This is a genomic window from Rhodobacter sp. P2_H5, assembly GCF_056403335.1.
Map to the genome: position 1 here is coordinate 53,376 of NZ_JBFUFS010000006.1, position 24,732 is coordinate 78,107.

The 24,732-nt window shown below is 63.4% G+C and carries 21 protein-coding genes; 13 read left to right on the top strand and 8 right to left on the bottom strand.

Features of this window, described 5'->3' with window-relative positions; translation table 11 throughout:
- Positions 1 to 157: 157 nt before the first annotated feature.
- The 4 genes from AC1DVR_RS09915 to AC1DVR_RS09930 all read left to right on the top strand — a co-directional run bounded on the left by AC1DVR_RS09915 (position 158) and on the right by AC1DVR_RS09930 (position 4,136).
- Positions 158 to 1,258, top strand: a complete 1,101-nt coding sequence (locus tag AC1DVR_RS09915) for an ABC transporter substrate-binding protein (RefSeq protein WP_478000399.1) — start codon at positions 158 to 160, stop codon at positions 1,256 to 1,258.
- A gap of 111 nt (positions 1,259 to 1,369) precedes the next feature.
- Positions 1,370 to 2,254 carry an ABC transporter permease gene (locus AC1DVR_RS09920; protein ID WP_478000400.1) on the top strand — a complete coding sequence of 295 codons (885 nt, stop codon included), beginning with the start codon at positions 1,370 to 1,372 and terminating at the stop codon, positions 2,252 to 2,254.
- Positions 2,251 to 3,075, top strand: coding sequence for an ABC transporter permease (locus tag AC1DVR_RS09925; RefSeq protein WP_478000401.1), 825 nt, complete (start codon positions 2,251 to 2,253; stop codon positions 3,073 to 3,075). Before AC1DVR_RS09920 ends, AC1DVR_RS09925 begins: the two co-directional genes overlap by 4 nt.
- A complete protein-coding gene (locus tag AC1DVR_RS09930) occupies positions 3,072 to 4,136 on the top strand; it encodes an ABC transporter ATP-binding protein (RefSeq protein ID WP_478000402.1) in 1,065 nt (354 codons plus the stop codon). The genes AC1DVR_RS09925 and AC1DVR_RS09930 overlap by 4 nt, the downstream gene beginning before the upstream one ends.
- Positions 4,137 to 4,148: 12 nt before the next feature.
- Here the strand turns inward: AC1DVR_RS09930 and AC1DVR_RS09935 are convergent, their stop codons facing one another.
- Positions 4,149 to 4,688: a carboxymuconolactone decarboxylase family protein gene (locus AC1DVR_RS09935; protein ID WP_478000403.1), complete on the bottom strand. Its 540-nt coding sequence runs from the start codon at positions 4,686 to 4,688 to the stop codon at positions 4,149 to 4,151.
- Positions 4,689 to 4,821: 133 nt separating this feature from the next.
- Between AC1DVR_RS09935 and AC1DVR_RS09940 the strand changes: the two genes are divergently transcribed.
- On the top strand, positions 4,822 to 5,736 hold the full coding sequence (locus AC1DVR_RS09940) for a LysR family transcriptional regulator (RefSeq protein ID WP_478000404.1): 915 nt from the start codon (positions 4,822 to 4,824) through the stop codon (positions 5,734 to 5,736).
- On the opposite strand, the gene AC1DVR_RS09945 is transcribed toward AC1DVR_RS09940, so the two are convergent.
- Genes AC1DVR_RS09945 through AC1DVR_RS09955 form a run of 3 tightly spaced genes read right to left on the bottom strand, consistent with a single transcriptional unit; the run spans position 5,717 to position 7,670 of the window.
- A complete protein-coding gene (locus AC1DVR_RS09945) occupies positions 5,717 to 6,157 on the bottom strand; it encodes a DoxX family protein (protein ID WP_478000405.1) in 441 nt (146 codons plus the stop codon). The two genes, AC1DVR_RS09940 and AC1DVR_RS09945, sit on opposite strands and share 20 nt — an antisense overlap.
- Before the next feature lie 56 nt (positions 6,158 to 6,213).
- Positions 6,214 to 6,678 (bottom strand): tetratricopeptide repeat protein, encoded by a 465-nt coding sequence (locus AC1DVR_RS09950; RefSeq protein WP_478000406.1) that lies wholly within the window; start codon positions 6,676 to 6,678, stop codon positions 6,214 to 6,216.
- A gap of 17 nt (positions 6,679 to 6,695) precedes the next feature.
- Positions 6,696 to 7,670, bottom strand: coding sequence for an MBL fold metallo-hydrolase (locus AC1DVR_RS09955; RefSeq protein WP_478000407.1), 975 nt, complete (start codon positions 7,668 to 7,670; stop codon positions 6,696 to 6,698).
- 363 nt (positions 7,671 to 8,033) lie between these two features.
- Here AC1DVR_RS09955 and AC1DVR_RS09960 point away from each other — a divergent pair, with 363 nt between their 5' ends.
- Together AC1DVR_RS09960 and AC1DVR_RS09965 are read left to right on the top strand one after the other, a co-directional pair.
- Positions 8,034 to 8,624 carry a sigma-70 family RNA polymerase sigma factor gene (locus AC1DVR_RS09960; RefSeq protein ID WP_478000408.1) on the top strand — a complete coding sequence of 197 codons (591 nt, stop codon included), beginning with the start codon at positions 8,034 to 8,036 and terminating at the stop codon, positions 8,622 to 8,624.
- Entirely contained in the window at positions 8,621 to 9,427 is an 807-nt protein-coding gene (locus AC1DVR_RS09965) for an anti-sigma factor family protein (RefSeq protein WP_478000409.1), read from the top strand. Before AC1DVR_RS09960 ends, AC1DVR_RS09965 begins: the two co-directional genes overlap by 4 nt.
- 61 nt (positions 9,428 to 9,488) lie before the next feature.
- On the opposite strand, the gene AC1DVR_RS09970 is transcribed toward AC1DVR_RS09965, so the two are convergent.
- Both AC1DVR_RS09970 and AC1DVR_RS09975 read right to left on the bottom strand, forming a co-directional pair.
- Positions 9,489 to 14,252 (bottom strand): DUF4082 domain-containing protein, encoded by a 4,764-nt coding sequence (locus AC1DVR_RS09970; protein WP_478000410.1) that lies wholly within the window; start codon positions 14,250 to 14,252, stop codon positions 9,489 to 9,491.
- Positions 14,253 to 14,819: 567 nt separating this feature from the next.
- On the bottom strand, positions 14,820 to 16,841 hold the full coding sequence (locus AC1DVR_RS09975; protein WP_478000411.1) for a right-handed parallel beta-helix repeat-containing protein: 2,022 nt from the start codon (positions 16,839 to 16,841) through the stop codon (positions 14,820 to 14,822).
- A 770-nt stretch (positions 16,842 to 17,611) separates the two neighbouring features.
- Between AC1DVR_RS09975 and AC1DVR_RS09980 the strand changes: the two genes are divergently transcribed.
- The 5 genes from AC1DVR_RS09980 to AC1DVR_RS10000 are packed head-to-tail and all read left to right on the top strand — an operon-like array spanning position 17,612 to position 22,459.
- Positions 17,612 to 18,133 (top strand): acyltransferase, encoded by a 522-nt coding sequence (locus AC1DVR_RS09980; RefSeq protein WP_478000662.1) that lies wholly within the window; start codon positions 17,612 to 17,614, stop codon positions 18,131 to 18,133.
- Positions 18,130 to 19,149: a Gfo/Idh/MocA family protein gene (locus AC1DVR_RS09985; RefSeq protein ID WP_478000412.1), complete on the top strand. Its 1,020-nt coding sequence runs from the start codon at positions 18,130 to 18,132 to the stop codon at positions 19,147 to 19,149. Before AC1DVR_RS09980 ends, AC1DVR_RS09985 begins: the two co-directional genes overlap by 4 nt.
- Entirely contained in the window at positions 19,146 to 20,261 is a 1,116-nt protein-coding gene (locus AC1DVR_RS09990; protein ID WP_478000413.1) for a DegT/DnrJ/EryC1/StrS family aminotransferase, read from the top strand. The genes AC1DVR_RS09985 and AC1DVR_RS09990 overlap by 4 nt, the downstream gene beginning before the upstream one ends.
- A gap of 12 nt (positions 20,262 to 20,273) precedes the next feature.
- A complete protein-coding gene (locus tag AC1DVR_RS09995; protein WP_478000414.1) occupies positions 20,274 to 21,275 on the top strand; it encodes an SDR family NAD(P)-dependent oxidoreductase in 1,002 nt (333 codons plus the stop codon).
- Complete coding sequence (locus AC1DVR_RS10000; RefSeq protein WP_478000415.1) at positions 21,272 to 22,459, top strand: DegT/DnrJ/EryC1/StrS family aminotransferase; 1,188 nt, start codon at positions 21,272 to 21,274, stop codon at positions 22,457 to 22,459. Before AC1DVR_RS09995 ends, AC1DVR_RS10000 begins: the two co-directional genes overlap by 4 nt.
- A gap of 5 nt (positions 22,460 to 22,464) precedes the next feature.
- Here the strand turns inward: AC1DVR_RS10000 and AC1DVR_RS10005 are convergent, their stop codons facing one another.
- The gene (locus tag AC1DVR_RS10005) at positions 22,465 to 23,097 is read right to left on the bottom strand and encodes an LbetaH domain-containing protein (RefSeq protein ID WP_478000416.1); all 633 of its coding nucleotides are present in this window, start codon (positions 23,095 to 23,097) and stop codon (positions 22,465 to 22,467) included.
- A gap of 153 nt (positions 23,098 to 23,250) precedes the next feature.
- Positions 23,251 to 23,472, bottom strand: coding sequence for a hypothetical protein (locus tag AC1DVR_RS10010; protein ID WP_478000417.1), 222 nt, complete (start codon positions 23,470 to 23,472; stop codon positions 23,251 to 23,253).
- 610 nt (positions 23,473 to 24,082) lie between these two features.
- Here AC1DVR_RS10010 and AC1DVR_RS10015 point away from each other — a divergent pair.
- Positions 24,083 to 24,670 (top strand): LuxR C-terminal-related transcriptional regulator, encoded by a 588-nt coding sequence (locus AC1DVR_RS10015; protein WP_478000418.1) that lies wholly within the window; start codon positions 24,083 to 24,085, stop codon positions 24,668 to 24,670.
- The last annotated feature ends 62 nt before the right edge of the window (positions 24,671 to 24,732 follow it).

Below are 24,732 nucleotides of genomic sequence, written 5' to 3' on the forward strand. Positions count from 1 at the left end.
CCCGGCAACTGTCGCAAATCTTTGATCAAACTGATGCCCTGCCGTCACATCGGCGGCGTACCGACGCCCGGTGAGCTGAACCACACCGCGCCTTGGCTGCCGCCTGCCGTACGCAGGCCCCTGGCGCAGGGATTGCTTGAAAGAACAGGAGTACGACATGTCCACCCAAAAGGGTCTTTTCGCCGGCGCCAGCCTCTTGGCCATGATGGCCGCGGGCCTCGCCCATGCCGATGCGATGGCTGATCTGGAAGCCGCCGCCAAGAAAGAGGGCGCGCTGACCGTGATCGCCCTGCCGCATGACTGGTGCAACTACGGCGCCGTGATCGAGGGCTTCAAGAAGAAGTATCCGGACATCACCGTCAACGAGCTGAACCCCAACGCCGGTTCGGGCGACGAGATCGAGGCGATCAAGGCCAACAAGGGCAACACCGGCCCGCAAGCCCCCGACGTCATCGACGTGGGTCTGAGCTTTGGCCCCTCGGCCAAGAAAGACGGCCTGATCCAGCCCTACAAGGTCTCGACCTGGGCCGACATTCCGGATTCGGTCAAGGATGCCGAGGGCTACTGGTACGGCGACTACTACGGCGTGCTGGCGATGGGCGTGAACAAGGATGTCGTGAAGGACGCGCCGAAAAGCTTCGCCGACCTGAAAGATCCGAAATTCGCGAATTCGGTCGCGATGCCGGGCGACCCGCGCACCGGCAACTCCTCGATGATGACGGTCTATGCCGCCGGTCTGTCGAGCGATGCGAAACTGTCCGGCGCCAAGGCGCTGGACGCAGGTATCGCCTTCATGAAGGACCTCAAGGCCTCGGGCAATCTGGTGCCGGTCAATGGCTCGGCCCAGAACCTCGCGCAAGGCACGACGCCGGTCTATTTCGACTGGGACTACAACCTGCTCGCCATGCGCGACAAGCTGGCCGGCAACCCGCCGGTTGACGTCGTCATCCCGTCGGATTCGGTCATCGCCGGCGTCTATGTCCAGGCGATCTCGGCCTATGCGCCGCATGTCAATGCTGCCAAGCTCTGGATGGAATACCTCTATTCCGACGAGGGCCAGAACGGCTGGCTCTCGGGCTATTGCCACCCGATCCGCTTCAACGCGATGGCCAAGGCTGGCACGCTGCCTGCCGAACTGATGGCCAAGCTGCCCCCGGCCGAGGCCTATGCCAAAGCCGTCTTCCCGACGCTGGAAGAACAAGGCGCCGCCAAGACCGCGACCGCCGACAACTGGGCCAAGGAGATGGGGGCCAACTGAGCCCCCGCCCGGTCGCAAGGCCGGGCCTCTGCCCTCGACCCGAGGGGAAGCGGCGCTCCCCCGCTCCCCTTCGGGTTTCTTCCATTTTGCCTCCGGCGAAAGTAAGCGAACGTGACCCAGACCAGCGTCGCCCCAGATGTCCTGCCCGCCCGCCGCCTCAACTGGTCCTGGCTGGGTGCCTTGCCGTTTTTGTCCTTCACCTTCCTGTTTCTGATCGCCCCGGTCTCCTACCTCGTGCTCGGCGCGTTCCAGAGCCCGGAGGGCGGCTTCACCCTCGCCAATATGGCGGGACTCGCGTCGCCCACCATCGCCGCCTCTTACTGGCTGTCGATCCGCCTCAGCCTCGCCTCGGCGGCGATCGGCACGGTGGCGGGGTTGATGCTGGCCCATGCGCTGATCCTCGGCGGGATGCCGGTCTGGCTGCGCCGGGCGCTGACCACCTTTTCCGGCGTCGCCTCGAACTTCGCCGGGGTTCCGCTGGCCTTCGCCTTCATCGCGACTTTGGGGCGCCTGGGTCTGGTGACCATGGCCCTGCGCGACATTTTCGGCATCAACCTTTATGGCACCGGATTTTCCCTCTTCTCCTTCTGGGGCCTCGCCATCACTTATCTCTATTTCCAGATGCCCCTGATGCTTCTGGTCATCACCCCCGCGCTGGAAGGGCTTAAGCCCGAATGGCGCGAGGCTGCTGAAAGCCTTGGTGCCAGCGACGGGCAATACTGGCGGATGGTCGGCGCGCCGGTTCTGGCGCCTTCGGTCATGGGATGCTTTCTTCTGCTGTTTGCCAATGCCTTCGGCACGCTGGCCACGGTGATTGCCTTGACCGGGTCGAACTTCTCGGTCGTGCCGATCCTTCTGTTCCAGCAGATCCGCGGCAATGTGCTGTACAACCCGAACCTGGGATATGCCTTGGCGCTGGGGATGATCCTGATCATGTCGGTGTCGAACCTGCTCTATCTCTTCCTGCGCCAACGCGCTGAAAGGTGGCAGAAATGAAGCCCCGCTTCCGCCTTGGGCCGACGCTGATCACGCTGGCCGCTATCCTGTATTTCTTCGTGCCGCTCTATGCCGCCTTCCAGTTTTCCCTGCAGATGAAGCGCGGCACGCTGTCCTTTGCGGCTTATGAATCCGTCTTCAAGGATGGTGTCTTCCTCCATGCCGTCAGCTTCTCGATCCTCGCCTCGGCGGCGGCCATCGTGATCGGGGCGGTGCTGGTGGTGCCCACCGCCTATTGGGTACGCCTGCGCCTGCCCAAACTGCGCCCGGTGGTGGAGTTCATCTCGCTTCTGCCCCTGATCATCCCGCCGGTCGTGCTGGTCTTCGGGCAGATAAGGATGTTCGGCTCCAGTTCCTTCCTGCCGCTGACGACTTCGGATTGGGGCACCAATGCCCTGCTGGTGATCGGCTATGTCGTGCTGTCTTTGCCCTACATGTTCCGCGCGGTCGACAACGGCATGGCGGCCATCGACATCGCCACATTGACTGAGGCGGCGGAAAGCCTTGGCGCCTCGCGGATGCGGATCATCGCCACGGTGATCTTCCCGAATATAAGGGTGGCGGTCGTCTCCGGCGCCTTCCTGACCTTTTCGATCTGCCTTGGCGAATTTGCCATCGCGAGCCTGCTCAACCGCCCCGCCTTCGGCCCCTATATGGTGCAGCTTGGTCAGGACCGCGCCTATGAACCGGCGGCTCTGGCGATCATGAGCTTTGCCCTCACCTGGATCCTGATGGCCCTGATGCAGGCCTTCGCCCATATGAAGCCCGGCAAAGGCCTGTCATTCCGCCTGTCGCCCAAGAAGATGAGTCCCACGCCATGAGCCTTCTGAACCTGCGCGCGCTGCAAAAAAGCTTTGGCGCCAATACGGTGGTCAAGAATTTCGACCTGAGCCTGAAGGATGCCGAGTTCATCTCGCTTCTGGGGCCTTCGGGCTGCGGCAAGACCACCGTTTTGCGGATGGTGGCCGGGTTTGAAACGCCGACCTCGGGTGCGATCGAGATCGACGGGCAGAACGTGACCGCCCTGCGCCCGAACCAGCGCAAGATCGGGATGATGTTCCAGTCCTATGCACTGTTCCCGAACCTGACGGTGGCGGGGAATGTGGCCTTCGGCCTGAAAGTCTCCGGCGTGCCGGCGGACGAGATCACCCGGAGGGTGGACGAGATGCTGGCCATGGTCGGCCTGTCCGGCTTTGGCGCGCGCTATCCCTATCAACTGTCGGGCGGCCAGCAGCAGCGCGTGGCCCTGGCCCGCGCGATTGCGCCGCGCCCCAAGGTTCTTCTGCTGGACGAACCGCTCTCGGCGCTGGATGCGAAAATCCGTGTTGCCCTGCGCGGCGAGATCCGCGCCATCCAGCGCGAACTGGGCATCACCACCCTCTTCGTGACCCATGATCAGGAAGAAGCGATGGCGGTTTCCGACCGCGTGGTCGTGATGAACGGCGGGCGGGCCGAACAGGTCGGCACGCCGGATCAGATCTACAACCGCCCGGCCAGCCGCTTTGTCGCCCAGTTCATCGGCGCGCTGAACATGCTGCCCGCCACCCTGCGGGATGCGTCGACCGGTCAGGTCGAGACACCGCTCGGCCCGATGTCGCTGGGCCGGGTCGTGCCGCAATCTGTGGGCACTGCGTTGACCCTGGCCTTCCGCCCGGAATCGCTGCGACTGATGAGCCCGGGCGAGGCCGAGAAGTCGCAAGCCTTCGCCGGCCGCCTGATGACGCGCGAGTTTCTGGGCGCCATCGTCCGTTTCCGCGCCGAGATGGCCCAGGATGTCACCCTGGGCATCGACTGCTTCAACCGGACCGGCGAGACCCTGCCTGAAATCGGGCACGAGGTCCGCCTGGGCATCCCGCCGCAAGAGATCCTCGTGCTGGCCTGACGGCAGGCCCTCTCAGGCCGTCAGCGGCGGTGCGGGCGGAAAGTCCACCGGCACCAGCGTCGTGCCGTGCAGATAGTTCGAGATGGTCTTGTCGCCGATCGTGACGATCGCATCGACTAGGTTTTCCTTGCTCCAGCCCGCGGTGAAAAAGGCCTCGACCAGGGCCGGGTCGGCATGGCCGCGGCGGGTGGCGATGTCCTGCACCAGGCGGGCCAGCGCATCCAGCTTGGCGTCGAAGGTCGCATGACCACCACGGATCTCCAAGATCTGCGCCGGGGTGAAGCCGACCATGCCGCCCACGACGGTATGCGCGGCCAGGCAATAGTCGCAGGTGTTGACCTGGCTCACCACCAGATTGACCACCTCGCGCGCCTTGCCGGTCAGGCTGCTTTTGGCGTTCTGCAGGGCCAGGTAGTTTCCAAGCGCATGTTCGGAAAGGGCCATGGTCGCGTAGAGGTTCGGCACCATGCCGAGCCCTTTCTTCAGGCTGTCGAACAGCGCCTGATTGGCGGGGCTTACGTCGGCTTGGGTGGGAACGTTGATCGGGGTCATCGGGGCATCTCCTTTGGAAAGGGTCAGGGGGCCGCATGCGGCGGCTGATGCCAGATCTACTCATTCCCATGATTTGAATTAGAGCCCCAATCCTCCTAACATATAGTCGCAGCGCGAATGAGTGGGGTGCGGGATGGATCGTTTGGCAGGCATGCAGGTCTTTGTCCGGGTGGTGGAAAGCGGCAGCTTCTCGGCCGCGGCGCGGGCGGTCGGCGCCACGCAAAGCACGATCAGCAAGCAGGTCGCGGCTTTGGAGGATCATTTGGGCTGCCTTCTGCTGCAACGCACCACGCGCAGCCTGACCCTGACCGAGGACGGGCGCAGCTTTTACGAACTGTCGCTGAACGCGCTGGACGCCGTGGCGCAGGCGGAAAGTGCTGTGGGGCGGCAGCGGGGCAGGGCGACAGGGCGGCTCCGGCTCGCCTGCGCGGGGGTCTTCGGGCGACTGCATGTCATCCCCCGGCTGGAGGCGTTCATGGCGCGCCATCCCGATATCGAGATTGATCTTGTGATGCATGACCGCTTCACCGACCTGATCGAAGAGGGCGTCGACCTGGCCCTGCGGGTCGGCAAAGTGCACGACGGCGGCTTGATCGCGCGGCAGATCGGCGTGTCGCGGCGGGTGGTGGTGGCGACGCCGGATTATCTGGCGCGGCACGGCACGCCGCTGCATCCGGCCGACCTGTCGGGTCACCGCTGTCTTCTTTATGGCGGCCTGGCGGGTGGCCCGGTCTGGACCTTTGCCGGGCCCGAGGGAGAAATCGCGCAGCCGGTCTCCGGCCCGGTCCGGGTCGACAACACCGAAGCCGTTCTGGCCGCTGCGCTTCATGGCCTGGGCATCGCCAATGTTCCGATCTGGCATTTCATCAAGGGCGAGATTGAAACCGGTCAGGTCCAGGTTCTGTTGCAGCCCTTCGCGATGCCGGCCGCTCCGATCTCGGCCGTCTACCCCTCGCGCCGGTTTCTGGCGCCAAAGGTCCGCGCCGCAATCGACTTCTTCGCCGCCGCCTTCCAGCTTGACCCCAAGCTCAGCGCCGCAGCGCCCTGAGCCAGGCCGGCCCGCCTTGCCCGCATCGGTCCAGCGCAAGGCGGCCCGGCCCGGTGACGGCAAGCGCCAGAAGCCCCCCGGCAATCGCAAGGTCCTTCTCGAAATGCAGAAGCTCGTTCTGGACGGCGAAATTGGTGTGGATCTGCAGGGCGGTGGCCAGGCAGAACCCCCCAAGCGCCAGCGCGCCGATCCGGGTGAAGCAGCCGGTGGCCACCGACAGGCCGGCGATGATCTGCACGCCGATGGTCAAAATCAGCACGGGCAGTGCAAGCCCGAGCTTGGCAAAGGCCGCCAGCGCGCCGGCGAAATGGGTGGCCAGCGTCATACCTTCATGCAGGAAGATCAGCGCCAGAAGCAGGCGCGCCAGCAGAAGCGCCGCATCGGCCAGGGCTTGACCGGGCACAGGACAGGGGAATTTCATCAGGCTCTCCACGCCAGAGAAGCGGGGCAGGCGCAGGCGGCGCCTGCCCTGAAGGGTCAGTTGGCGACCCCGGCCTTGATGGCCTGTTGCAGGTCCTCCAACTCCTCACACCCTGAGGGGCACAGCTTGGTCAGAATTACCAACTGTTCATTCGCTTTTGGCAGATCGTGGGTCTGCAGATACAGCTCCCCCAGATATTCATGCGCGCCCAGATGCCCGGGGTCGAGGTCCAGCGCCTTGGTGTAATAGGTCAGCGCGGTCTGGTAATCGCCGGTCTTGCGCAGCGTGAAGCCCAGCAAGTTGTAGACATCGGCCTGCTGGTTGTCCTCGGCCAGGTCGCGCAGCTCGGCCAGGGCGCCCTTGTAGTCCTCGGCCGCGATCTTGGCGCGGACCGAGGTCAGGTCCGGCGCCGAGCCGGGGTCGATGTTGTCAACGGCAAAGGCGGGCTGCACCAGGCCCATGGGGGTGGCAAGGCCGATCAGGCACAGGCCAAGGGCGCGCAAAAGGTTCAGTTTCGACATGGTTTGTCCTTTCAGGGTCAGCCCAGCTGCGCCGGCATGAAGCCATAGGCGGCGCCGTCCTTGACGAAGGTGCCTGCGCCGGGGAAGGGGAAGTGAGTGCCGGTGATCTTGATGTTGTCGGCAATCGCCCGGTCGATCAGACGGCGGCGGGTCGCAATCGCGGTCGGGCCGTCCTGATCATAAGTGCCCTGCCACTCCGGATGCGGCGCCAGAAGGGCGGGCACATACATCGTGTCGCCGGAAACCATCAGCTGTTCGCTGCCGGCATCGATCAGGAAGGCCGAATGCCCGGGTGTATGGCCGGGCGCGGCGAGGATATGCATCCCGGGCAGCACCTCGGCCCCGTCCTCGACCAGGGTCCAGTTCTTCCAGGTCGGGAAGACCGAGGCGATGCGCTTGCCGGCCGGCTTGCGACCCTCGGGCAGCTGATCAAGGCGGGCGGGATCCGTCCACCAGTTGTATTCGACCGCGTTCACGATCAGCTCGGCATTCGGGAAGATCGGCGCGTTGGTGCCCTTCTCCATCAGGCCCCAGACGTGGTCGGGGTGGAAATGCGAGATGACGATGGTGGTGATCTGTTTATAGTCGATCCCGGCGGCGGCCATGTTCTTGGGCAGGTTGGTCGCATTGGCCTGCCATTGGCCAACGCCCGAGCCCGCATCCATCATCACCAGCCGGTCGCCCATCTTCAGCACCAGCACGGTCACCGGGATCGGCATGAAATCGGTCGGCAGATGCGCCGCGGCCAGTGCAGCCTTCACGTCATCCACCGTGGCATTCTTGATGAAGGCCGGGTCATGCGGTTTGCGCCAGATCCCGTCATAGATCGCAGTCACTTCAACATCGCCGACCATGTAGCGGTGAAAGCCCACGGTCGGCTCGTCCCCGGTCTCGGCGAAAGCGGGCGTCAGGAACTCAAGCTTGCCGGCAAGCCCGAAGGCAGCGGCGGCGGCAGCAGAACCAAGCACGCCGCGGCGTGTCAGATGTGTCATTCTGGGATCTCCGGTTGAAGGGAAGTCTTGTCGTCATGGGCCGCACCTTTTGTGCCCCACTGCCAAGCAAGAGCCCGCGGCCCGCCGGTTTATTCCTTCCGCAGCCGAAAATTCCCGGAAAATCGGCGCCACGGGGCGATTTTTCGGGCCTATGTCCGGCAAGGCCCCCTGATCACCAAATTGTTTGCAGAGCAGGGAATAAACCGCCGTCCAAACCGGTCTAGTCTGCAACGGGCCCCGCTCTACCCGCCGGGCCGCGCCACGATTCTGCAATGCCGGAGAAGGAATGACGCGAATTCACAACCGGGGGTCCGGGGCCCTGCGCCATGGCAGGCGCGCCGCTTGCGGCCTTGGGGTCAGAGGATGAGGAACTTCCTGAAACCCGCGCCGCAGCCGGTGGCGCAGGCGCAGTTCGATGCCACCATCCTGCCGCATCTGGACGCGGCCTATAACTTCGCGCGCTTTCTCAGCCGTGATGCCGATGCGGCGCAGGATATCGTGCAGGAGGCCTTTCTGCGGGCGCATCGTGGCTTTGCGCAGTTTCGCGGCGGGGATGCGCGGGCCTGGGTCTTTGCCATTGTGCGCAACTGCTACCGGGGCTGGGCGCGCAGCGGGCGCGAGCGGGCCTTCAAGGAGACACCTCTGGGGGATGGACCGGGCGGCGACGGACCAGAGGGCGCCGGTGCCTATGATCTGCCCTCGGACGAGGATACGCCCGAGATGGGCCTGATCCGCCGCTCGGAACAGCAGCGGGTGCGTGCGGTGATCGGCGCCCTGCCGGAACCGATGCGCGAGGTCCTGGTGCTGCGCGAGTTCGAGGATTTTTCCTATCGCCAGATCGCCGAGATGATCGAGGTGCCGATCGGCACCGTCATGTCACGGCTGGCGCGGGCGCGGCAGGAGTTCAGCCTGGCCTGGACGGAACTTTGCAAGCAAGAGGGAACAGCACCATGAGCCAAGCCGCAGAGCAAGCTTGCCCGGACTGGGCCGACCGTCTGCACAGTTTTGCCGATGGCGAGCTTGACGCCCTGCACAGCCTTGAGGTGGAGCGCCATCTGGCGGGTTGCGCCGCCTGTCGCGACGCGCTGTCCGATCTGCGCGCCCTGCGGGAGAAAGTTGGCCAGACGCAGGTGCGCTGGGCGATGCCCGATGCCGCCCGCAGCGCGGTGATGGCGGCGCTCGCGGCGGAAAGCGCCCGCGATCACCGTCTGGCGAAGGCCGCTTCTGCCAAGGGTGCGCTGCTGGATCGCGGCTGGGCGGTTCTGCGGCGCTGGGGCGCTGTTCCGACGTTTGCCGCCTTGGCGGCGGTGGTGGTCCTTTCGTTCAACCCGCTGCGCGGCGACGATCTGCAGGACCAGATCCTGGCCAGCCATATCCGCTCGATGCTCGCCAACCATCTGGTGGATGTCGAAACCTCGGACCGCCATACGGTGCGGCCCTGGTTCAACGGCAAGATCGACTTTTCCCCGCCGGTAGTGGATCTGGTGGCACAGGGCTATCCGCTGGTGGGCGGCCGGGTCGATTACTTCGGCGGACGGGTGGTTGCGGCGCTGGTTTACCGGCGCAACAACCATGTGATCAACCTTTTCATCTCGCCGGATACGGCAAGGTTCGCCCATCCGGTGGCCAGCACGCTCGACGGTTACAACTTCACCAAATGGTCGGCGGGCGGGCTGACCTTCTGGGCCGTGTCGGATGCGGCGGCCAATGAGGTCGCCGACTTTCACGCCCTGTTCAGCGCAAATACCGGCTATTGAGCGCGGAGTTAGGGCGGGGCCGTTTGGCCCCGCCCGCTTCCCGAAGCTGCGGCCTCCAGCGCTAGGCGAAGGCCATGTCGTGGTCGTGCATCGACGCCGAAGCCAGCGCGAAGGAGAATTCGTCGGCCGATGCCATCAGCCCCAGGTTTTGCGGCGCCCCGACCGGATCGGGGGTGAAGGCGACATCGGTCCAGTAGTTGGAATTGAGATAGGTCTGGGTCGGGAAGGCGCCGGGACCGCCGGTCGAGAACACCCCGTTGCCGCCGGAGGGGGCGGTCAGCAGGCCGGCAGTGCCACCGTGGCTGGTGTTGAAGTAGTTGTTGGTGGCCACATAGTTCTGCGTCGTGCCATAGGAGACGATGTAGCTGCCGCCGTTGGCCAACGTGACGGGTGCGGCCAGCGTGCCAACCTGCCAGCCCACGGCGCCCGGATCGGATTGCACGGTCACCGTGGCCAGAAGCTGCCCGGCGGTTGTCCACAGATGCAGGGTCCGGATGTCGGTGTCCGTGGCATCAGCTGCGCCGCGATAGTAGCGCAACTCGCTCACCGAGCCTGCGGCATTGGCCACGAACTTGGTGCCAAGCTCGTAATTCGCCGGATCGTTGGTGACTGTGACCGCGGGAAGGTCACCAGCGCCGAAGAGGGTGGCGAGAGCAACCTGGGGCTCCGGCTCCACATTCGTCACGGTGACCTGGATGGCCTGGGTCACAGCCGCGGCAATGCCGTCCGACACGCTGATCGTCAGGTCGTAGATGTTGTTGGCGCCCACATCGGTCGGAATTTCGTAATTCGGCGCCGTGGCGAAGCTGAGCGCGCCCGTGGTGGCATTGATGATGAACCGCGCTGCATCGGCACCGCCCGCGATGCCATAGGTCAAGGCGTCGCCATTCGCGTCGGTGGCCGAGATGGTGCCGACCGCCAACTGGTTCTCTGCCATGCTGAAGCTGTTGGAGGAGGTGATGACCGGCGGCGTATCGGTGGTCTGGTTCGTCGTCACTCCGAGGTCGACCCAATAGTTGGTATTGCCATAGGTGGCCGCAGGTAGGGTCAACCCGCTGCCATAGGCATAGACCCCGTTCGATCCGGCCGGCGCGGTCAACTCTCCCGTCGCATCGGTGTGCGAGGTCGTGAAGTAGCCCCCCGTCGCCACATAATTGTCGAGCGTGTGGTAGGACACCGTATAGGTTTGCCCGGCCTGAATGTTCACCGCCGTGGCGAGCGTGGCGGTCTGCCACCCGCTTTGCCCGACGGTCGAGGTAAAGGTGACCGTGCCCAGCAAATGACCGGCGCTGTCCCAGATATGGCCGTCGCGCACGTCCGTATCGTTGGAATCGCTGACGGCGCGGAAATAGCGCAGCTCGGTCACGCTGGCGGCCTGGGTCGCGGTCACCCGCATTCCCAGCTCCAGCCCGGCGTTATCGTTGTAGGAGGTTGCAGTCACCGCCCCCTTTTCAAAGAGCGAGACCACGGCGGGCGGCGGGGTTTCCGGCTCGACATTGGTAACCGTGACCTGAATGGCCTTGGTCACCGCCGATGCGATATTGTCGGAGACGCTGACGATCAGGTCATAGACGTTGTTGCCGCCGCTGTCCGCGGGCGCCTCGTAATTGGGCGGTGCCACAAAGGACAGCGCCCCGGTGACCGCGTTGATCGTGAAGAGCCCGGCATCCGCACCGCCGGCAATGCCATAGGTCAGTGCGTCGCCATTGCTATCCGTCGCGGTCACGGCACCCACCGCGACCTTGTTCTCGGCCATCGAATAGGTCGTCCCCGAGGTGATGACCGGTGCCGCGTTGGAGGGCACGCCGAGCTGGAAGCTGACATCGACCCAGTAATTTGACGCGTTGTAAGAGCTGGTCGGCTCGACCAGACTGGTGCCATAGACGTACACCCCGTTGATCCCGCCCGGCGCCGTGAGCTCGCCAAAGGCATCGACATGATCGGTCGCGAAATATCCTCCGGTCGCCAGGTAGTTGTCCTGCGTCCGGTAGGAGGCCGTGTAGGTGGCCCCGGCCTGGATCACGACGGGCGCCGACAGGGTGGCGGTTTGCCAGCCGACCTGGCCCGGCGTCGAGGTGAAGGTCACCGTGGCCAGTAGATGGCCCGCGGCATCCCACAGATGGCCGGCACGCACATCGGTATCCGTGGCATCGCCGGCCCCGCGGTAATAGTGCAGCTCGGTGATCACCCCGGCATGGGCTGCCTTGAACTGCATCCCAAGCTCCACCGAGGTGGAATCGTTGTTCTGCTGGGCCGTCACCGCACCACCACCGAACAGCGAGTACTCTGTCGGCGGCGTCGGCGGCGTCACCGTGATGACCTCGCCGGTCAGGACGCCGTTGGAGGGCAGGTTGAGGCTGTCGTCGATCGCGCGCACCAGAACGTTGTAGGTGCCGGTGGTCGCCGGCGTCCAGGTGTAGGTCCAGTTCGACAGGCCGGTCGCCGGGTTCCACGTCACGCCATTGTCGAGCGAGACTTCGACCAGCGCCACCTTGCCATCGGCGGTCGCGGCGTTGCCGTCGTCGTCGGTGGCGGTGCCGGTCAGCGTATAGGACTTCAGCGCCTCGACCGTATTGGGAAAGGCATTCATGAAGGCCTTGGCGCTGACCGTGTCGGTCGATTTGGTCGCCCGCACCAAGCCTTCGGAGGCCAGGACCAGATCCGCCACGCCAGGTTGAATCCCCATGTCGGCAAAGAGGTTCATGGTGAATTGCTGAACCGCGGTGTTCGCGATCGTGGCCCCATAGGGCCCGTTGTCGTGTTCATTGCTCAGGCCCCAGGACCAGAACACCGTCCCGGCCGAGAAGACCAGCGCGCCGCTGGCGGCATCGCGGTACAGTGTCAGGCTGTGGGTGCCGGTGCCCGGGGCGGTCCGGTTGCCCTGATCTATCAGGATATCGGGATCGGTCACCAGCGTGTTGGACAGCCGGATCAGCCCGGCCGGACGATAGGCATCCTCGGCCACGGTGTTCCACTCGTAGCCGATGATTCCCGGTGCAAGGTCGTTCACCCCGCCGGCCGAAACCGACGTGTCACGCCAGACCCGCAAGCCGCCCAAGGCTGCCGACACGTCCATGCCCACATTCGGAACCCCGCCGTCACCGGCGAAAATCGTGCCCAACAGCGCATTCTCGGGCTTCGCGCCCGCGGCGATCGGATGGCCCTGCGCGTCCACTGCGCCGGTAAAGCGCAGATCGCGCCAGGTTCCCGTCCACTGATCGGAGGGGTCGATGTTGGCATAGTCCTGCGGCCCCGCCGTCAGCGAATTATTGGCCCAGGTTTCCTTGTAGCACACGAGGGTGCGGTAATCGGTGGCAGAGCTGTCGATGCTCTTCTCGTAGCGGGTTTTCCAATAGACGTCGTTGCCGCCCCAGAACAGAAGGTTGACCCCGGCGGCCCGTGCGGCCTCGACATTGGCACGCTGCCCGCCGGACCAGTATTCATCATGCCCGACCGAAAGAAACGCCTTGTGGCCGAGCAGGGCGCTCGCCCCGAGCCGGTCGGTGTCGACGCCCGAGATATAGCTGACGTCGTAGCCGTTCTTTTCGAGGTAGGAGATCGCGGCAAAATCCGCGCCGAACAGATAGTCCTGCGGGCCGGAGGCGGTGCCGCCGCCATCGCGGGTCAGGATCGGCCGGTTGTAAGACACCGCGTAGGCCCGGTCCGCTCCAAAGGGGCCGGGGTCGGCGGTCGGGATCGGCGTCTGGTTGGAGCCGCCATAGAAGTTGCCCCCGAGCTTGCCATTGTTGCCGCCCCAGCCGTTATAGGCCTGCCAGGTCGTGTCGGAGGTCTGCAGCACGATGTCGCTGTGGCTGCCATCGGCCCGGGCTTCGTCCTGCCGGATGATGAAGGGGATCTGGTTGCTTTCGTGGGTGTCGTCCCGCACCACCTTGGCCAGATAAACCCCCGAAGTGGCATCGGCGGGCGTGTGCCAGGTCGTCGAAACCGCCCAGTTGCCGGCATCGACCACGCCGCGCGCATCGGTCAGGGCCTGGGCCTGGGCGCTGCCGTGCAGGCCGTTCAGCGTGGTCACAAGCGTGGCGCCATCGCCGCCGTAATAGCCGAGGCGATAGATCTCGACATGATAGGGAATGTTGTTACCCGGCGTGGTGTTGATGTTGATCTTGAAGGAGATGTCGCTGCCGTGGTTGACGCTAATATCGGTCGCAAAACCCTCGATGTTCTTGCTGGTGGCCGCGTCCCAGATCTCCCGCGCGACACCCTGCTTCTGGTTTTCCAGCACGATGGCAGAGTTCGTCGTCCCGTTCGCCGCAAGACCCGCCAGCGGCGCTTCAGCCGGCGCCTCGGGGGCCACGCTGATGGCGGCGGTGGCTTCCGGCAAGATCAGGAGGGCAGGCGCATTGGTCGGTGCGGAAGCCACAAGGTGGGCCGCATCGTTGCCGCCGCCAAGGTTCAGCACGAACGTATCGCTGCCTGTGATCGCGGCGGACAGCGGGCTGGCCCCAGGCGCGCTTGCGCCCGGCGTGAACATCGCGGATACCGAAATCGGCGACATCTCCAGCGAGGTCGCATGCGCGGTACCGCCGATCTCTCCCCAATGGCCCGACATGGTCAGACCGCCCTGGGCGAAGTCCGGCAGGCCACCGTGGACCGAGCCACCCTGTCCCGCATCCGCGCCGGAATGGAGGCCGCCCGTGGTGGAGAAGCCGCCGTGCCCGTTGCCACCCTGGGCGTGGAGCGAGACCGTGGAGCCTTGCTCTTCCTGCCCCATGAGGGAGGAGGCGAGCGGGGCCATCGGCTGGCTGCCATCCGGCAAGCCCGTGTCCAGACTGTAAAAATTGCCGCTGCGGCTGGTCGACGGCATTTCCTGATCAGGGGGCGCCAGAAATGCCAGGGCTCTGGCGCTCGCATCGGAAACATGACGCGCCGCGCCGGTTTTGTGACCTTCGTCGGAAATCGGGTTCAGATCCATTGTTTCCCACCAGTATGATCCGCCTGGAAAATGCCAGGACCAGGATAGGGCCTCGTCAATTCTACAAGGCAGACTAGTCGGGATTTCTGGCCGCTCTTATGTGGCGGGTTGACTACGGCGGCATAAATTCGGCGGAAGCCCGGAAGCAATTTGCATCGGAGAATGGTGCCCCTCTCGCCGAAGGTTCAGCATCAGGGGCAAGAATTGGCGGGGCGCTCATCCTTTTGCGCGCGTTTGCTACCTCTGTTGATGGGAAGGGGCGGGCGGGGGAATCGGGGCAGATTCTACGCAGTGCAACCGGCTGACAGCGGCAGAGGTGCCATGCGATGCCGCCTAAGGCGCAGGCCCTGATGCGGGCGTCCAATGGGCGCGCGCCCTATGCTGAGAGACGACATGAAAACGCCGGACGGTTCGTCTTTTCAGACAATCCGCCCGGCGCAATGGTGCGTTTCAGCGCCCTCAGGCCAGCAGCGCGTCCCCGTAGATCAGGCCAGGGTCAAGCGCGACGTAACCTGCGACTTCGTTCACATGGTTCATCTCCTTGTCGCCGGACTGTTCCTCCTGCACGAAGAGCGAGACGCCATCGGTGAACACGTTGTTCAGCCGCAGATCAGCGGTATCGGTTCCGTTCAGCGTCTGCATGTCGGAGATGAAGGCAAAGTGGTCATTGCCAAAGGCACCCGTCATGTTCAGGGTAGCGCCCTTGTCGTCGATCGCGCCGATGCTGCCGGCCAGCAAGCCGCCATTGCTGCCGTCACCGGCATCAAGCGCAATCCAGTGCACGGTTTCGGCCTTGATGACGCCGGTGTTGGCCTCTTGCTGATCCAGCGTCAGCTGGAAGCCATTGGCCCCGACCGCGCCAATCCGGTCTGTCACGGTCGCCGTCTGATTGTCCGAGGCGACCTGCGCCATGATCAGCGGCTTGGTGTGGAAGGACGCCCCATTCAACGCCACATTGGACGTAGCCCCGGTGGCCGTCGTCGAACCGGCCACGATCACCTGGCCATTGGCCAGAGTATGGGTGCCGGCATCGACCGCCATCCAGCTGATCTGCTCGGTCACGTGGGTGCCGTCCAGGTAGTTCCACTCTTTGATCTGGTATTCGAAACCGGTGTTCGTGACGTTCCGCACGACCACAGAGCCCGACTGCGTCCCGTTCATCGTCATCGGCCCCATCACCACTGACGGATTGTCGAGCGCCGTTGCAAAAGTGACCGTGTGCCACTCTGTGCGGTCGGCTTGGTTTACCGACACGATGCCGGATTCACCGATCGCGTGGGCGCCGGACAAAAAAGGGGTGGATCCATACTCCTGTGCGCCGATATCGACCGTTCCGACCACCCGGATATCACCGTTCACGTCCGTCTTGCCCAAACCGAAAGCTGCGGTGCCGGCGTTGATGGCGGCAGAGCCCGCGGAGAGGTTGAAATTGCCGGCTGCGGCATTCACGAAGAGCGGGTTCACACCGATCTCGTTATGGTTCGCGGCTGTTGCCACCGTGTTTCCGCCGTCGTTCTTGAACGACAGTTGCCCCGCAACCCCATTGTACAGCACGTTATTGTAGAAAACCGTGCCCTTGTTGATATATCCGCCGTAGGAGTTGTTGTCGAAGGCGGTGTTGCCCTTGATGGAATTGTCGGCGACGGCGATGTTGTTGACGAAGGTGTTGTTGCTGGACTGCGCATTCGAAATCTCGCCGCGCCAGGTGCCGGTGTTCGCGAGGTCGACGTTGTTGTGATAGGCGGTGTTGCCGCTCACCGTGACATTGTCGCTCCACGTCACCTGAATGCCCTTGCCGCCGTTGCCGGAGACGACATTGCTGTCGACCAGTGTGGCGAAGTTGTAGCTGGCATAGCCGCTCGTCTGGGTGCTTTGGAAGTCATCGATGATGATGCCATTGCCATCAGTATGCTCGCCGCTTTTCGTGACGTTGTCGTGCGAGTAGTTGTTGCGCACGATCGTCCGGTACCCGGTCGTCGAGGTGTCGCCGGTGATGTTGCGGTTTTCATAGATCGAGATCCCCGAGAACCAGCCCGAACTTGCGTTGGCGTAGGTCTCGTTGCCTTCGACGGTGATGAAGTCTGAATAATTGAACTGGATACCGGACTCGCCGTTGTCGTGGACGACGTTGTTGCGGACGGTGATGTGGTGCACGCCATTGGCCTGGACGCCATCGCCCTTGGCCCCGGCGATGTCGAACCCTTCGATGGTGACATAGTTCGCGTTCACATCGACCGCGTCATAGCCGGTCGTCGGCCGGATCAGGACCTGCCCTGGAACCTCGGCGTGGATCGTGACGTCACCGGCGGCCGAACCGCCCTTGTTGATGTTCAGCGTTTCGTTGTAAGTGCCTGCCCGCACAATGATTTCGTCGCCTGGCTTCAGATTTGCACTCAGCGCCGCATTGATCGTCTTGAAAGGGGAAGCCGAACTGCCGATCGCGGAGTCGCTGCCGTGCACATCTACGTAATACGAAGCCATATTTTACTCTCCTTCTCTTGTGAGCCTTGCCTGGATCCTTGGATGCCTGCCTGTTGGTCTTAGCCGTCTAATGATCCGTGTTCGTCCTATTTGGGTATCTTGACAGCATCAAGTTGGGAAACCCCCTCTGACCATGTGATTGCGGTGATGAGCGCATTCCCACTCGTTTGGGCGAATTTAAACCGAGAATTATGGCAACTTTTTGCCTTAATTGCATTTTTAGGCGGGACTTCAAATGCTTGGTCAGAGGCCGGAAAAGCACGCCGTTCGCCGCGATGAGCGGGAATTTGCCAGAGAGGAATTAATGAATAATCAAGATATTCACGCGTGAGCGGGGTTCCGCGTGGTCTCGGCGCGTTTTCGCTGCCCGGGATGCGGGCCATTGAGATTTCGTTGATTCGCACCAGCCCTGCGGGATTCGGCCGTCGCCCAATTGCGACCTACTCCTTTTGGATGAGCTTATACGCCTTTTGAGGTATATGCGCCATTGCCGGATGGGTCATGGATCATTTGATCCGCCCTCTTTCGCCAAACGAAGGAGGCTGCGGTCAATTCTGTTCCATTTGCAGCATCCCCTCTCCGCCTTTGAGCGGGCGGAACTTCGAAAGTCGTTGAACCGGGTCTCAACCCTCCGCCGTTTTGGGATGATCAGCACCCAAGTGCGAACTTCTCTGCAAGAGGCGCTGGTTGTTAGGTTTTATGGCAATCGTCCCGTGTTTGAACGCCCTGTTAAACCACATGCTTTCAACGTCATTTCGTGGAGCACCCTTTTGCCAGTGAACAATTGCACGCTTGGGCCCGGGGTTAAGATCACCCATCCGGATCTGGTCAATCTCTATCGCTGCCAGATCGGCGCGCAGACCATGGTTGGGCCTTTTGTCGAAATTCAAGCGAACTGCAGCGTCGGCGCGCGCTGCAAGATCTCGTCGCACAGCTTCCTTTGCGAAGGCGTGGTTCTGCAGGACGAGGTTTTTGTCGGCCATGGGGTGATGTTCACCAACGACATGTACCCCGCCAGCACCAATCCGGACGGCACTCTCAAAGGGGCGGAGGACTGGACCTGCCAGCCGACCCTGGTGTGCCGCGGCGCCGCCATCGGCTCGAACGCCACGATCCTGTGTGGCGTGACGATCGGCGCGGGCGCCCTGGTCGGGGCGGGCGCCGTGGTCACGAAAGACGTGCCGGAGGGCGCAACGGTGGCGGGTGTGCCGGCGCGTGTCATCCGCCCGGCCAGGCGGGGCGGCGAGCCGCAGAACAGCAGAACATTTGACACGGGGGTGTTACGGACATGATCAATATTGGCATTGCCGGCTATGGCTACTGGGGACCGAACCTTTGCCGCGCGGTGGCGGAATCCGGTTGCGCCCGTGTCGAGATGATTGCCGACATGGCAGAGCCCGCGCGGGCCCGGGCGGCGCTGCGCCACCCTTCGGCGCGCCTGACCGGTGACATCCTGGAGATGATCGCCGATCCCAAGGTCGATGCGGTCATGATCGCGACCCCGGTCACCACGCATTTCCCCCTGGCCATGGCGGCGCTGAAGGCGGGCAAGCATGTGCTGGTGGAAAAACCGATGGCCGAAACCCCCGGCAAGGCCGCCATTCTGGTGCAGGAGGCCGCCTCCCGCTCGCTGGTGCTAATGGTGGACCACACCTTCGTCTACACCGGCGCCGTCCAGAAGATCGCGGCGCTGATCGCCGAGGGGGAGCTGGGCGACATCTACTATTACGACTCGACCCGGGTGAACCTTGGCATCTTTCAGCGCGACGTCGATGTGATCTGGGACCTGGCGGTGCATGACTTCGCCATACTCGATCACCTGATGTCCTCGAAGCCGGTGGCGGTAACCGCGAGCTCGGCCAATTGCATAGCGGGCAGCCAAGCCAACCTCGCCCATATCTCGGTCTACTACGACGACGGCGCGATGGCGCATCTGAACGTCAACTGGCTGGCGCCGGTCAAGATCCGCCAGACCGTGATCGGCGGCAGCCGGCGCATGGTGATCTATGACGACATGCAGACCAGCGAGAAGGTCAAGGTCTATGACCGCGGCGCGGCGCTGGGCGACAATCCCTATGAATCGATGGTTTCCTACCGGCTCGGGGACATGCGGGCCCCGGCGCTGTCCTCCAAGGAGGCGCTGCTGACCGAGGTGCAGGAATTCGTCCGCTGCGTCGAGACCGGCGCCACGCCCCTGTCCGACGGCAGAAGCGGGATGCGCGTGGTGGACCTTTTGTCCGCGGCCAGCATGTCCAGCAAGCGGCGCGGTGTACCGATTGAACTTGAATTGAAGAGAGAGGCATCATGATTGCGTTCCTTGACCTGCAAGCCCAATACCGTTCCATCGCGCCCGAGCTGAACGAGGCGGTGCTCGCCACCCTCAGCAGCGGAAATTACATCCTGGGCGAACCCGTCGAATGTTTCGAAGCCAATTTCGCGCGCTATTGCGGCACCAAGACCGCGATCGGCGTGAATACCGGCACCTCCGCCCTGCACCTGGCGCTTCTGGCTGCCGGGATCGGGCCGGGGGACGAGGTGATCACGGTGCCGACCACCTTTGTGGCGACGGTTGCGGCGATCCTCTACACCGGTGCGGTGCCGGTGCTGGTCGACATCGACCCGGTCACCTGGACGATGGACCCCAAAAAGATCGCTCCGGCGATCACCAGGCGTACCCGGGCGATCCTGCCGGTGCATCTGCACGGTCGGCTTGCCGACATGGATGCGATCCGCAGCATCGCCCGGCTACACGATCTGGTCGTGATCGAGGACGCCGCCCAGGCCCATGGCGCCGAGCGTGACGGGGTGCGGGCCGGGAATTTCGGCGACATCGGCTGTTTCAGCTTCTATCCCGGCAAGAACCTCGGGGCTTGTGGCGAGGGTGGCGCGGTGGTCACCAATTCGAGCGCCTATGACCTGACGGTGCGCTGCCTGCGCGACTGGGGGCAGCAGGGCAAGGCCAACCATGTCCTGCAGGGCTACAACTTCCGGATGGATTCGATCCAGGGCGCGATCCTCGACGTCAAGCTGCGCCATCTGGAGGACTGGACCAATGCGCGGCGCAAGGTCGCCAATGCCTATCACGCCGGTCTCGCCCCCGAGATTGCCCGCGCGGCGGGGCCGTTCGGCACCGATCACGTCTGCCACGTCTATTCGCTGCAGGTGGCCAACCGGGACGAGGTGCGCAAAAGGCTTGAAGCGGTCGGCGTGCCGACCGGCGTGCATTACCCCAAGCCTGTCCATTTCCAGCCTGCCTATGCCTCGATGGGCTATGGCAAGGGCGATTTTCCGGTTGCCGAGGCCTTCGCCGAAACCGCGCTTTCGCTGCCGATCCATCCCGATCTGACGCCGCGCGACATCAACATCGTCATCGAGGCGGTGAACCGGTTTGCCACCGTTCCGTCCCTCATGACGGCCTGAGAGGAAGAAATCATGTCAGATACCAGCCTTCTCGCGGACAAGCGCGTTCTTGTGACGGGCGGCAGCGGCTTTGTCGGCTCTCATATCGTCGATCTTCTGATCCAGGAAAAATGCCGTGAGATCGTGGTCGTGGACAATATGGTCCGCGGCCGGCCCGCCAATCTGGCGCAGGCGATGGCCAGCGGGCGGGTGACCCTGATCAAGGGCGACATCCGCGACGCCGCCTTGATGGAGCGCCTGGTGTCGGGCACCGACACCGTGTTCCACCAGGCGGCGTTGCGCATCACCCATTGCGCGGCCGAACCGGACGAGGCGATGTCGGTCATGGTGCAGGCGACCTATGACCTCTTGCAGCTTTGCCGTCAGCTTGGAACCCGCAAGGTCGTGATGGCCTCCTCGGCCTCGATCTACGGGATGGCGGAGCATTTCCCCACCACGGAGGCCGAACCGCCCTATCCCAACCGCACGCTGTATGGGGCCGCCAAGGCCTTCGGCGAAGGGCTCTTGCGGTCCTTCAACGACATGTACGGGCTGGATTATGTGGCGTTGCGCTATTTCAACGTCTTTGGCCCGCGCATGGATCTGCACGGCCGCTATACCGAGGTGATGGTGCGCTGGATGGAGCGCATTGCCGCCGGAGAGCCGCCGATCGTCTTTGGCGACGGGCTGCAGACCATGGACATGATCGACGTGCGCGATGTGGCCCGGGCAAACATCCTGGCCGCGACGGCGCCGGTCACGGACGCGGTCTTCAACATCGGCAGCGAGACCGAAACCTCGCTTCTGCAACTGGCCTCCCTGCTGTCGCAGGGGATGGGGCGGCCCGATCTTGTGCCGATCCATGCCGAAGCCCGCGCCGTCAATCCGGTGCCGCGCCGTCTGTCCTCGGGCTGGGCGGCGTGGGAGCAGCTTGGCTTCCGGCCGCAGATCGACGTGGCCGAGGGCCTGGACGATCTGATCGCCTGGTGGCTGGCGGAACGCGCGGAAGGTGCGAAAGCGGAGGCTGCGGCATGATCCCGATCGCAAAACCCCTGCTGGGCGAGGCCGAGGCCGATGCTGCCCGCGCCGCCGTCCTGTCCGGCTGGGTGTCCCAAGGGCCGCAGGTTGCGGCCTTCGAGGCCGATTTCGCCGCCATTGTCGGGGCGTCCCACGCCTGCGCGGTGTCAAACTGCACGACGGCGCTGCACCTCGCCTGTCAGGCGCTTAATATCGGGCCGGGCGACGAGGTAATTACCGTCAGCCATTCCTTCATCGCGGGAGCCAATGCGATCCGGCAAAACGGCGGCATCCCGATCTTTGTCGACATTGAAGAGAACGGCTACAACATCAGCCCCGCCGCCGTGGTCAAGGCCATCACGCCGCGCACCAAGGCCATCCTCTGCGTGCACCAGATCGGCATGCCCTGCGACCTGCGCGCTCTTCTGGCGATCGCCAAGGATCACCGCCTGCCACTGATCGAGGATGCCGCCTGCGCTATCGGCTCCGAAATCCGGATCGGCGACGCCTGGGAGAAGATCGGCAAGCCGCATGGCGACATCGCCTGCTTCTCTTTCCACCCCCGCAAGGTGATCACCACCGGCGAGGGCGGCATGCTGACCACGCGCCATGCCGCGCTGGACGCGAAATTCAGATTGTGGCGCCAGCACGGCATGTCGATCTCGGATGTCAAACGCCATTCCGCCGCGCAGATCGAATTCGAGGCCTACCCCGAACGTGGCTACAATTACCGGATGACCGACATCCAGGCCGCCGTCGGGCGTGAACAGCTCAAGCGGCTGCCCGAGATCATCCGCCGCCGCCGGGCGATTGCGGCGGAGTACGATCACCTGATGGCGGATATCCCGGGCATCACCACGCCGGTGGAGCCGGAATGGGCACGCTCGAACTGGCAAAGCTATTGCATCCGGCTGGACGACGGCATCGACCAGCGCAAGCTGATGCAGGCCCTGCTCGACAAGGGCGTGACCACGCGGCGCGGCATCATGTGCATGCATATGGAGGCCGCCCAGGCCGATCTGCCGCTCCGCCACCCGCTGCACCGGTCCGAAAGGGCCCGCGATCATTCAGTTCTGGTGCCGCTTTACGCACAGATGACCGATGCGGAGGTGCATCACGTTGTCACCACCCTGCGCGACGAGGTCATGCGCCTGATGGCACATGGGGGCGCGGTCGCGGAACCCGTTCCGGCTGATTTGTAACCCGCTCAGGCCCGGTCGCGGATCTGCCGCGCCGGGTTGCCCACCATGACCGCGCCGGCCGGCACGTCCTTGACCACATTCGCGGCCATGCCGATCAGGGCGCCGTCGCCGATGCTGATGCCATTGCGTATGGAACTGGCGCTGCCGATGTAGCAGCTGCGTCCGATGGAGACCGATCCCGCGATGGTCACGTTCGACCCGATGATCGAGCAGGCGCCGATTTTCACATCGTGGTGAATAACCGAATTGGGCAAGATCATGGCATGATTGCCCAGCGTCGCATTCGAGGTGACGACTACTCCCGGATAGAGAACCGACCCCGCCCCAAGCTTGGCAAAGGCCGACACATGGGCCCGCGGATGGCGGATGATGGCGTACTGATGTTCGGGAATCTGCAGGGTGTCGATCATCTGCTGGCGCCGCAGGAAGGACTTCTCCGACCCGATCAGGAACAGGTAGGAATCCGCCCCAAGGGACTTCGCCTGCGCCAGCGGAGCGATCGGAATACCCTCGAAACTGGGGCCATGCCGGGGGTCATCAGACAGGATCGCCACCACCTTATGGTCGGCCTGAACGGCCTCCAGGATCTCCAACGTGTTGCCACTGAGGCCGATCAGGATGATGGAGGGCGTAGCCATTTGGTCACTTTCTGATGAAATCTCGCGGAGCAATTGACGAAGGCTTGGGTCCGAATCATCCAAAGTGTAACTTCATTGGAAGCTCAGGCAATAGTATTGCAATAATCGCCCCCTGTCGTTGTTAATGGAAGCAATTGCTCAATCCAGGGTTGCTCATTGGCGAAGCTGGAATAAGAAATTTGCCCTGCGCCACCGCCTCTCGATCCGCGCGGTTTGCGGCGTCTGACCGCTGCATTGAGCCGGGTTTCTGCAATCGCGAAATGCAGGCAGCGCGCGCGGAAAACCCATTTCTGGCGCGATATCCTGCGCGCCGACCTGTGAAGAGTGCATCTCAGCTGGTTGAAAGTTAACCAAGAATCCTGAAAGGGTCAGCATTTCCCTCCCTTGTCAAATAAGGCCAGGAAATGAAAAATGCCTCCGGCGGTTCGCCCCGATTTAATTGCGCACAAGGCCTGGGCCGACCCGCGCAAAGATATGGCATTGCGCGTCTTCAATCGGTTTTCTGCCGGTGCAAAGGCATGGCGCAATTGACAAATTACGGTTTTATCTGCTTTATATGTATATACGCTCAGACATTATATCTCTTGGACCAACTATCGCTGGGAGCATTATGGTCCGCTCCACCATCTTGCGGACTGGCTTACGCCTTTTGGTGGAGCTGATCACGTCTGAGCGCCACTTGATTTTGGGAGGGTGGGACTTCCCGAGAAGCTTGATCGGTGTGTGCATTATTGTTCGATGTGGAGGTGGTAATATGGAACGCGGCGCAATAAATGGCGAGTCGCTTAAGGGTAAGTATGTGTTTGCGCAACGAGGTATGGACACAGGCGCCCGGGCCCTTTCGTCTATTGCCGGGCTTAGAAAGCAATCGGTGCAGCCCTCGGCAAAACCCCCGGTTTTCGACCTTTTTGTGGTGATTGACAAAAGGCCGCGTGAACGCGAGTCCTTCGTCCTTTGCCTGCAGCACCAATGTCCTGGATCGCGGGTGGTAGGGTATGAATCGGTGGCCGAATGGCGCGAGAATGATGCGGGTACGAGTACGAACCAGATCATCCTCAACAGCATCGGCTCGCAATCGCTGACGGATGAAAATGTCAAGAACGAGGCAAGGAAACTGGTGGCGGAGGCCAAGTCGGTTCCCGTGATCATCCTCGGCGCCAGCGACGATGTGGACTCGGTCATTGCCGCGCTGGAATGCGGTGCGATCGGGTACATTCCGCCCTGCATCCGCTTTGCCCATATCGAGGAGGCGGCGAGCCTTGCGATGGTCGGGGGCATCTTCCTGTCGCGCAAGAGCGTGTTCGCCTTGCGCAATGTGGTCCCCTCGCTCGGCACGGGCGACACGTCGGTGCTGGACCAGTTCACGACACGGCAGCTTACCGTGGCGCAGGTCTTGCGCAGAGGGGCGGCCAACAAGACGATCGCCTACGAGCTCAGCCTGCGCGAAAGCACGGTCAAGGTGCATGTCCGCCAGATCTTCAAGAAACTGAAAGCGACGAACCGCACCCAGGCCGCTTTCCTGCTGAACCAGATGACCGGATGGCCGGAAGAAACCCCGGACGCCAAGGCGTGACACGGGTGGCGGAACGCGTTTCGCACAGGCTCGCATGGCATTGATCGCATGTTTGATCCTCT